Consider the following 9,378-nt stretch of genomic DNA (forward strand, 5'->3'; position numbering starts at 1 on the left):
ATAACCACCGGTACACCGTGAACGAACACGGAAGATCGCGCACGATTATCGACAAGAAACCGAATAATCCCAGCGAAAAAAGCACGAGCAAGGCCGCTCATAACGGTCTGGTTGCAGGTTCGAGTCCTGCCGGGCCCACCAAAGAATCAATGGCTTAACCGGTGTTGCTTCGTTGTCCCCCTGAGTCACCGCACCAGAAACGCCCTGCTTTGTCGATCGTGACCGTGGTTCAGTGCTTGACAAGCTAATCTTTCTTGCTCGATCTGACGATGGTCTCTGGCTTTCGCATCGTAGAATCGGCGGCCCTGTCTCGCGAAACGGCGAACGGCAACTTGCAATTCTATCGCCGAATGGCCCACCAGGTCGACCATGTTGCGCATTATCCGCCCCAGCGCGACACAATCGAAGGCACTGTTCAGCATCAAGTTGCCAAAGCCATTTCGTTATTGCGCCGCATCGTCTGCTGGCTTGGTCGCCGCAAATAGTCGTGCACGACCTTGCCGAGGCCGAGGGTGAGGTCGGCAAGGATGTGGATCGCGGACACGATCTCGAGAACCGGCAACTCGGCGACTGGTGCCAAGGCATGAGGTGACAGGTGTAAAGCCGCAGGACCTGTCCACGCCCCCTTTATCGTGACGTCCTCTAGGTGGTACTCGACCAGCTCGCAGATGCGCGGGCCGCCGTCGACGTGCGGAATGATCTTGAGGAGGAAGTTCGGCGCCTCAAGCGAAGCCTTGACGTGCGCCAAATCGGCCTCGCGGTGCTTGTAGCCCATCGTGCCGGTCGCGACTCGAAGCGGACCGTAGTCGAGGGTCCCGACAAGCGTGTCGATTTCGGTTCGCAGCGTCGGCTGCGCCAGTTTCTTGGGAAAGCCCCAGAGCTCGCGGCCACCGGCGATCGGCCCCTCGTCGTTGAGGAACATGCAGTGGGTGTAGCCGCCCTTGCGGCCGCGGAAGGAAACCGGGATTACCTGCCCGCTCTCGGTGTAGTCGCCGAAACCATTCGAATCCGGCATGCGGATGAATTCGTATTTCACCAGCGCTTCGCGCTGATCGAATTCGAGCGGCTCGGGCACCACCGCGCGCAGCCTCGGCGGATCGGTGCGATAGGTGATGATCAGGTATTCGCGGTTGACGAACCGGTATGGTCCGGGCGGATAGGCAGGGCTGGTCAGCGGCATCGCGAAGGCGCGCTCCAGCACTTGTTTCTCATGCATTGTGGGTTCTCCTTGTGTTGAATTTGATTTGTTCTATTCGCGACCGTCGCGCTCGAGATCGAACGTGAAGACGCCGTCCAGGCTCGTGGGACGAGCAAGAACTTCGGGATGGCGCAGCGTGCGTACTGCGTCGTGGTAACCAGCGCGCCAATGGTCCTGCATCGACAGGCGCGAAAACTCGTAGTCCTTGGAGTGACCTTCGTAGTTCTGAGCCCGGTAAATCAGCTGAATGATGTTGTAGACCTTGTCACTGGCGACCGACTTCAGGATCTTCAAATCATCGTTCTGCTCAAAATCAGCAGGAATCCTGCGCAGCAGGGCATCAAGGGCACGCTGGACCCGGTGCACGTTCTTAAATTGGCCGGTGCTTGCTCGCGTGCGGCTTGAAAACTGAATCTCTTTGTGACGTGTGGCAACCTGTGCAAGGTTGCGCGGAAGTGCGCCTTGCGAACTCCAGAGGTCGACCTGAAATGCGAGCGTATCCTGGCGGCGAGGATTGCTCTCGATCACCCATTGTAGCGGCGTGTTGGACACGAGGCCGCCGTCCCAGTAGTGCTCGCCGTCGATCTCGACCGCGGGAAAGCCAGGTGGCAGTGCTCCGCTCGCCATGACGTGCTCCGGCCCGATCTTGTGGGTGTTGGTATCGAAGCAGACAAAATTGCCCGTCCTGACATTGACGGCGCCCGCGCTGAAGCGCGTCATTCCAGCATTGAGGCGATCAAAATCCACCAGGCGCTCCAGCGTGTGCTTGAGGTCGCCGGTGTCGTAGAAGCTGGTTGCCCCGAGCGTTCCGCCCGGTTGCAGCCAGGGCATCATGGCTCGCGCAGAGAAGAATCCCGTGGCGCCGCAGGCGACTGCGAAATTGGCACTCATTTGGTTGAGGAGATTGCGCGTGTCGTCACTCTCACCCAAGGGATTACCTAACCAATCCCAAGGGGCGTTCGAAGTCACGTGCGTCCAAAATTCTCGCAACCGATCGACGCGGCAATTGGGCGGGTTGCCGGCAATGATAGCGGCGTTGATCGCACCGATCGAGATTCCGGCGACCCAATCCGGATGGATGTTGGCTTCTGCTAGCGCCTCGTAGACGCCGCCCTGATATGCCCCGAGCGCGCCGCCGCCCTGCAGCAGCAAGGTAACGCACTCGAACGGCAGTCGTCGTTCCGCAGTCATGAGGTGTGGTCGAAGCTGGAAATTCATTGCGTGCTCTCTTTCTGACGATTTCGGATCATTCTCGAGCTTTGTCGATTCTGATCGTGCTCGCGTGCTCTGTTCGGTATGAGAAGGTGGGTTGACATTCCGAGTTGACTAATTAAACTAGACCGTATAGTTTATATAAATCACGAACGAGCCGACCTGTCAAGGAGAAGGGCTCACGCGAGCCGCTCAGCTTTTTGTGAGTGCGGCAAGTCGCTGAAATCCCGGCTTCTTACGATCTCAGCGATCGGTTTTTGAACAAAAGCGCCGACCCTGGTGGCCAGCAGAAGCAAATAACTAAATCGGCTGCCCGTTGGGAGCGCGGCCGAACTCTTAGGCAAACGCGGCAGAGACGCCGTGTGTGCCGGCAACAAGGAGTTAACGAGATGGATATGTTCTACATTCCCGCGCTTGCGTCGTTTTCGGGATCGGCTTCCGGAACGCTCGCGTCGATTGTCACGGGCTGGGTTACCCAGCGCCGCAAAAACCGCGTCCGTCATACGTTGCGGGCCACGTCGCAGCGCGAAGAGCTATACAAGAACTTCATTGAAGAAGCTTCGCGGCTGTACGCCGATGCCCTTGTCAACGACAAGTCCGAGGTTTCCAAACTGGTCGACCTCTACGCTCTCATCGCGCGTATGAAAATCCTTTCGAGCGATGCTGTGATTGAAGCGGCCGAGAAGGCGGGGCGATTGATCCTCGACACTTATCTGTCTCCGAACAGGACATTCGTCGACCTGCCCGACCTGATCAAAGAGATGGATCCGTTGCACGATTTCAGCGAGGCCTGCCGCCGCGAATTGCAATTGGCCGACCGGCGCTGAGGCTTATTTCAGTATTTCGGGTGGGTGGGAAGCTTTCTTCTTGCGGCACTTTTTGCTGCGAACTGGTGCTGCTCCGCACCGATTGCCCCTGCGCCACGTTCTGACGTTCCACTCAACCAGAAGATCAACATCCGGATAATGGCCTGAGCGCGTGGTGTTTGACACTTCGAGATTGCCGCCTGAAGCGTCAGTCGACACGGAGATCAACATTGGGGGCGAGACTCTCGCTCAAGCGGAGCGCCAACCTTTCGACGCGTTCGCCGAGATGGCGGCTATCCCCGTCAGCCCGTGTTTTCGACCGTCCCGCTCGGCTGGCCGAACAGCGAAGCGGGATTTTCGCCAATCTGGAAGTGTTGCCAAATCGAAATCTCTCGCGCTCGTCGATAACAGCCCGCGGGGGCCTCACTTTCCCCAATCCGCTTCACAAGCCGCCAGGAAGAAACCGACGCGTTCGCGCACAAAAGCGGGCAATTCGCTGCGCAGGTCTTTCGCACCCTCTCCCATCAGAGCCCGCATCAGCATCGGGAGCAGAATGAGATCCATAAAGATTTGCGCCGTGGTGAGGCTTCGTTTGGGTCCGAAGGGTCCCTTGGACCCGCGCGAAAGGGTGTGGGTGGCATCGTTCAAGACGTGGGACACGGCAGCCGCTGCCCGGTCTCGCCCGGCTTCGTGGACGTGGCGACTCAAGGCCGGAAATCTGTCGGCTTCGGCAATCGTGGCCCGTGTGATGCCGACCGTCTCATCGATGAACCGTTCAACGACCTCGATACCGAGACCCGCGAGCTTGTCCTGCACCGTGCGTCCCTTGGCCTCAAAACCCCCGAAATCCGTCAACCCGTCGAGGACGTGGGCCACGACCGCCTCGAACAGCGCCTCCTTTCCCTCGAAGTGGGCGTAGATGGTTGGCTTGCTTGCCGGCGCCACCTCTGCGATTTCATCGATACTCGCGCTTTGATAACCCCTCTTGAGGAACACCCGCTGGGCCGCATCGAGAATTCGGGCCTTCACGTCGCCCGCCAGGTCTTTGGGCGGCCTTCCGAGACGCCGCCGTTTCAAACTATGGTCCTTGGTCACCATCGGCTTTCACCTCTCAATTCACGATGTTGCGAGCGCCGAGCTCGCCAACGATTCCGTCTTGACATGCTCTCAATCAAAGTACAAGTTAAATAAACTATACGTTATAGTTTATATCTTCTCTCTACTCTCCATGCCCGCCGCGGGCGCGCAAGCGATGCCCATCGCCGCTACGTGTCCACCTACAGGAGATACGGCACCAGACGCATTCTGGTCTGTCATGGAAACTGATTGAGGCCAACGGCCCTTTGGCGCCCCGGTCTTGCACCGGGGCGTCCGTCTTTTGGGCCGAGCGCAACTGGCCTGTCAGGGCAAATTTCGGGCTTGACACCACATTAAATAAACTATACCGTATAGTTTAATTAATTAAGATAGGAGACCGTCGTGCACCATTTCATCCCCTGCTCGCCCGGGCTATCTGTTCCGCGGTCCATGAGTACCGCACTCGCGGTCGCGCTTCTCGCGACGACCTTGGGTGCCTGCAATGACCGCTCGACCGCCCCTGTCGAGCGTGCCGCGTTCGTGCGCACCGCGCTTGTACAGCCACAGGACGGACAGGTTGCCTTAACGCTGACCGGCGAGGTCCAGGCCCGTTTTCGCGCCGACCTGTCGTTCCGAGTGAGCGGACGCGTGCACGAACGGTTGGTCGATGTCGGCGCCCACGTCGATGCCGGCGACCTCCTGGCCCGGCTTGATCCGGCCGAGCAGCAGGCCGATTTTGACGCCGCGACCGCAGGCGTAGCCGCAGCGGAATCGCAGCTGGGCGTCGCCCAAGCCACGTTCGATCGGCAGAACCAACTTCTCTCAAGTGGCTTCACCACGCGGGTCGCTTACGACCAGGCGCAGGAGCAATTGCGAACCGCACAAAGCACGCTTGATTCGGCGAAAGCGGAGCTGGGAAGGAGCCGCGAGGCGCTCGACGACACCGAATTGCACGCCCGCGCTGCAGGTGTGATTACTGCCCGAAACCTCGAGGTCGGGCAAGTCATGCAGGCGGCCCAATCGGTTTTCACGCTGGCGCAAGATGGTGAACGCGACGCCGTCTTCGATGTCCCCGAATCGATGTTCTTTGACGACGTGGAGCACGGCCATGTGGCTCTGGCGCTCGTCTCGGACTCCAATGTCACCGCCACAGGCTACGTCAGGGAGATATCGCCTGCCGTCGATCCCAAGAGCTCCACGGTTCGCGTGAAAGTCGCAATCCAAAACCCGCCCCCTGCGATGACGCTCGGAAACGCCATCGCTGGCAGCGCCGCGACGAAACCCGCCACCGAGATTATCGTGCCGTGGACCGCCCTAACGGCAACGGGCTCAAAGCCCGCGGTCTGGATCGTCGAACCCAGGACACGCATAGCGTTGCTGAAGCCGGTGACTGTCGGCGCTTACGAAGCCGGAGCGGTCCTGATCAAGGAAGGGCTGCAGGCTGGAGACCGCGTCGTCATCGACGGAGGCAAGCTGCTGAGCTCCGGCCAGCCCGTGACATTTGCTGGAGATCGGTCATGAGAACGCGATTGTTTGTCGTTGCAGGCGTCTTCGCTTCGGCGTTGGCGATGGCCGGATGCAAGCAGGAGGCGAAGGCGCCGGAGCCCGTCCGACCCGTGCTATCAACCGTCCTGCAACCGGCCGCATCGGGGAGCACGGTGGTGGTTGGAACCGTCCAGCCCCGATACGAGACCAACCTCGGATTCCGTATGCTGGGGCGCCTGATCGCGCGTCCAGTCAACGTCGGAGATCTGGTAGCCGAGGGGCAGGTGGTTGCTGCAACCGACCCGACTGCCCTGGAGCTCGCCGTGCGGTCAGCGAAGGCGGACCTTTCGAAAGCCCAGGCCCTGCTCGAGAACGCAATCGGGACCGAAGAGCGGAAACGGATCCTGATCAAGGCCGAAGCCACGACGAAACAGACGCTTGACGATGCAGAGCAGGTGCGCGCAGGCGCACAGGCATCGACCGCTCGCGCCCGCGCCAATCTGACCAAGGCGATCGAGCAGTTCGGTTATGCGGAGCTGAAGGCCGACTTCGCCGGTGTCGTCACGGCCGTGAGCGCCGAGGTGGGACAAGTGGTCTCGCCGGGTCAGACCGTGGTGACCGTGGCGCGCCCGGATGTCCGGGAGGCTGTGGTCGATATCGGCGCGGACTTCCCCGTGCCCTTGACCGTCGGCTTGCCGTTCACGGTCAGCTTGCAGCTACTTTCTGGCGTTAAGGTCCAAGGCCAAATTCGCGAAATTGCTCCGCAAGCCGACCAAGTGACGCGCATGCGCCGCGTCCGTATCGCCTTGAATGATCCGCCCGAAAGCTTCCGGCTCGGAAGCACTATCGCAGCAAGGCTAAGCGACGGTCACGGCGCAGTTCTCCGAGTGCCCGCGTCCGCCGTGCTCAAAGAGGGCGCCGAGACCTTCGTCTGGGCCATCGACACACCCACGAGCACGGTTTCGCTCCGCAAGGTCGAGCTTTCCGAGGACGAGGGCGGCATTCGCCTAGCCGGCGGTCTTATCGCCGGAGCGCGCATCGTGACTGCCGGAATCCACAGCCTCAAACAAGGACAACAAGTCCGCATCGAACAGGACGCCACGCCATGAAAACCTTCAACCTTTCCGACTGGGCACTTAGGCATCGTTCGCTTGTCTGGTATTTCATGATCGCCTTCATGGCGGCGGGTCTCTTCGCATACCTGCAGCTGGGGCGGCAGGAAGATCCTGATTTCACCATCAAGACCATGGTGATCGGCGCTCAGTGGCCAGGCGCTTCGCCCGAGGAAATGACGCGCCAGGTCACCGACAGGATCGAGAAGAAGCTCGAAGAGCTTGAGTCGCTCGACTATACCAAGAGCGTCACCGTTGCGGGCCAAACCACCGTCTTCGTCTATCTGCGCGACACGACCAAGGCTGCCGACGTCGCGCCGACCTGGGCACGCGTGCGCAATATGATCGCGGACATTAAGGGCCATTTCCCGCAAGGCGTGATCGGGCCGGGCTTCAACGACCGCTTCGGCGACGTCTTCGGCAACATCTACGCGTTCACCAGCGACGGCCTGACCCAGCGCCAGTTGCGCGATCGCGTCGAAGACATTCGTGCGAAGGTTCTGACGGTCCCCAATGTCGGCAAGGTCGACATCCTTGGCGCGCAGGATGAAATGATCTTCCTGGAATTCTCGACCCGAAAGATCGCGGCGCTCGGCCTCGACACCCGTTCCATCGTCTCCTCGCTGCAGGCGCAAAATGCTGTCGCGCCCTCCGGCGTATTCCAGGAGGGACCGGAGCGCATCAGCGTGCGGGTGAACGGTCAATTCGCGTCTGAGGAAAGCCTGAAGGCGATCAATCTCAGGGTCAACGACCGGTTCTTCCCGCTGACGGACGTGGCAACCATCACGCGCGGCTACGCCGATCCGCCGACGACGCTGTTTCGCTTCAACGGTCAACCCGCCATCGCACTCGCGATCGGGATGAAGTCGGGCGCAAACTTGCTGAAATTCGGCGAGGCGCTGAAAGAGGAAATGTCCAAGATTCTGGCCGAGCAGCCCATCGGCCTGGGAGTTCATCTCGTCGCTGACCAGCCGGTCGTCGTCGAGCACGCCGTGTCTGGCTTCACGGAAGCCCTGTTCGAAGCGGTGGTCATCGTGCTCGCCATCAGCTTCTTGAGCCTGGGCATTCGCGCTGGTCTCGTCGTTGCGATCGCGATTCCCTTGGTTCTGGCGATCACGTTCTTGGTGATGGCGTATACAGGAATCTCGCTGCAGCGTATTTCGCTCGGCGCCCTGATTATCGCGCTTGGCCTCCTGGTCGATGACGCCATGATCGCCGTCGAAATGATGGTGGCACGGCTGGAAGTCGGCGATCCCCTGGAGAAGGCCGCAACCCGCGTCTACACCTCAACCGCCTTTCCAATGCTGACCGGTACGCTGGTCACCGTCGCCGGCTTCATCCCGATTGGCCTCAACACCAGCAACGCCGGTGAATTCACCTACACCTTGTTCGTGGTCATTGCTGTCTCTTTGCTCGTGTCATGGATTGTCGCGGTGCTGTTCACGCCCTTGCTCGGCGTCACCATCCTGCCGGCCAGGATGAAAGGTCATCATGAATCCAAAGGCCGGCTTGGGCAGACGTTCGCCCGTCTGCTTCTGGTTTGCATGCGTCACCGCTGGGTCACGGTTGGGGTGACGGTCGCGGCGTTTGCGCTCGCTCTGTTCGGCATGCAATTCGTGCAGCAGCAGTTCTTTCCGTCGTCGGACCGTGCCGAACTGGTCATTGACTGGAACCTGCCTCAAAACGCCTCGATCACGGAGACCAATACGCAGATCGCCCGTTTCGAGCGCGAACAGCTGCAGGGCAATCCCGGTGTCGATCATTGGTCGACCTATGTCGGAACCGGCGCTCCGCGATTTGTGCTGTCGTTCGACGTGCAGACGGCGAATACCTGGTTCGGCCAGATGGTCGTCGTCACCAAGGGTGGCATTGCCGCGCGTGACCGCGCCAAGGTGCAATTCGAAACCTATCTGAGAAAGACCTTTCCGGGCACCGATACCTTCGTCAAACTGCTCGAGGTCGGACCTCCGGTCGGGCGTCCCGTGCAGTACCGGCTGAGCGGACCCGATATCGCCAAGGTGAGCGAGTTTTCCCAAGAGCTCGCCGGCGTTGTGCGCGCCAATCCGCACCTCGATCATGTCGTGTTCGACTGGATGGAGCCGGCGCGGGTCGTCAAGGTTGATGTCCTGCAGGACAAGGCGCGCCAGCTTGGCGTAAGCTCGGAGGACATCGCGACGACGTTGAACGGCGTCCTTGCCGGCTCCTCGATCACCCAGGTGCGCGATAGCATTTACCTGGTGAATGTGACGGGACGCGCGACCGCACCCGAGCGCGCCTCGATCGACACGCTGCGCGACCTGCAATTGACCGGCCTTGGCGGCCAGTCGGTGCCGCTCGGGGCGGTCGCCACGCTGCGCTACGAAATCGAGCAGCCGACGATCTGGCGGCGATCGCGGATTCCGACGATCACGCTCAAGGCAAGCATCCTCGATACCGCGCAGCCAAAGACAGTCGTTGACCAACTCGCGTCGAAGGTGGAGGAGTTCAC

At 60.4% G+C, this 9,378-nt stretch carries 8 protein-coding genes; 4 read left to right on the forward strand and 4 right to left on the reverse strand.

The features are described 5' to 3' along the window. Positions 1–185: 185 nt before the first annotated feature. The 3 genes from VNX23_RS19610 to VNX23_RS19620 are packed head-to-tail and all read right to left on the reverse strand — an operon-like array spanning position 186 to position 2,416. On the reverse strand, positions 186–422 hold the full coding sequence (locus VNX23_RS19610) for a hypothetical protein (protein WP_325632684.1): 237 nt from the start codon (positions 420–422) through the stop codon (positions 186–188). Further along, the gene (locus VNX23_RS19615; protein ID WP_325632686.1) at positions 422–1,216 is read right to left on the reverse strand and encodes an acetoacetate decarboxylase; all 795 of its coding nucleotides are present in this window, start codon (positions 1,214–1,216) and stop codon (positions 422–424) included. Before VNX23_RS19615 ends, VNX23_RS19610 begins: the two co-directional genes overlap by 1 nt. A gap of 33 nt (positions 1,217–1,249) precedes the next feature. Then, entirely contained in the window at positions 1,250–2,416 is a 1,167-nt protein-coding gene (locus VNX23_RS19620) for a DUF3734 domain-containing protein (RefSeq protein ID WP_325632687.1), read from the reverse strand. A gap of 251 nt (positions 2,417–2,667) precedes the next feature. Here VNX23_RS19620 and VNX23_RS19625 point away from each other — a divergent pair, with 251 nt between their 5' ends. Next, positions 2,668–3,237: a hypothetical protein gene (locus VNX23_RS19625; RefSeq protein ID WP_325632688.1), complete on the forward strand. Its 570-nt coding sequence runs from the start codon at positions 2,668–2,670 to the stop codon at positions 3,235–3,237. Between the two features lie 402 nt (positions 3,238–3,639). Here VNX23_RS19625 and VNX23_RS19630 read toward each other — a convergent pair whose 3' ends face one another. After that, positions 3,640–4,314, reverse strand: coding sequence for a TetR/AcrR family transcriptional regulator (locus VNX23_RS19630; RefSeq protein ID WP_325632690.1), 675 nt, complete (start codon positions 4,312–4,314; stop codon positions 3,640–3,642). A gap of 429 nt (positions 4,315–4,743) precedes the next feature. On the opposite strand from VNX23_RS19630, the gene VNX23_RS19635 reads away from it, so the two are divergent. The 3 genes from VNX23_RS19635 to VNX23_RS19645 all read left to right on the forward strand — a co-directional run. Beyond that, positions 4,744–5,814, forward strand: coding sequence for an efflux RND transporter periplasmic adaptor subunit (locus VNX23_RS19635; RefSeq protein ID WP_325632692.1), 1,071 nt, complete (start codon positions 4,744–4,746; stop codon positions 5,812–5,814). After that, positions 5,811–6,887, forward strand: a complete 1,077-nt coding sequence (locus tag VNX23_RS19640) for an efflux RND transporter periplasmic adaptor subunit (RefSeq protein ID WP_325632694.1) — start codon at positions 5,811–5,813, stop codon at positions 6,885–6,887. The genes VNX23_RS19635 and VNX23_RS19640 overlap by 4 nt, the downstream gene beginning before the upstream one ends. After that, the coding region (locus VNX23_RS19645; protein WP_325632696.1) for an efflux RND transporter permease subunit at positions 6,884–9,378 on the forward strand (2,495 nt) is incomplete at its 3' end. The genes VNX23_RS19640 and VNX23_RS19645, both read left to right, overlap by 4 nt.

Origin of the sequence: Bradyrhizobium sp. (assembly GCF_035570375.1) — a bacterium.
Lineage (GTDB): Bacteria > Pseudomonadota > Alphaproteobacteria > Rhizobiales > Xanthobacteraceae > Bradyrhizobium.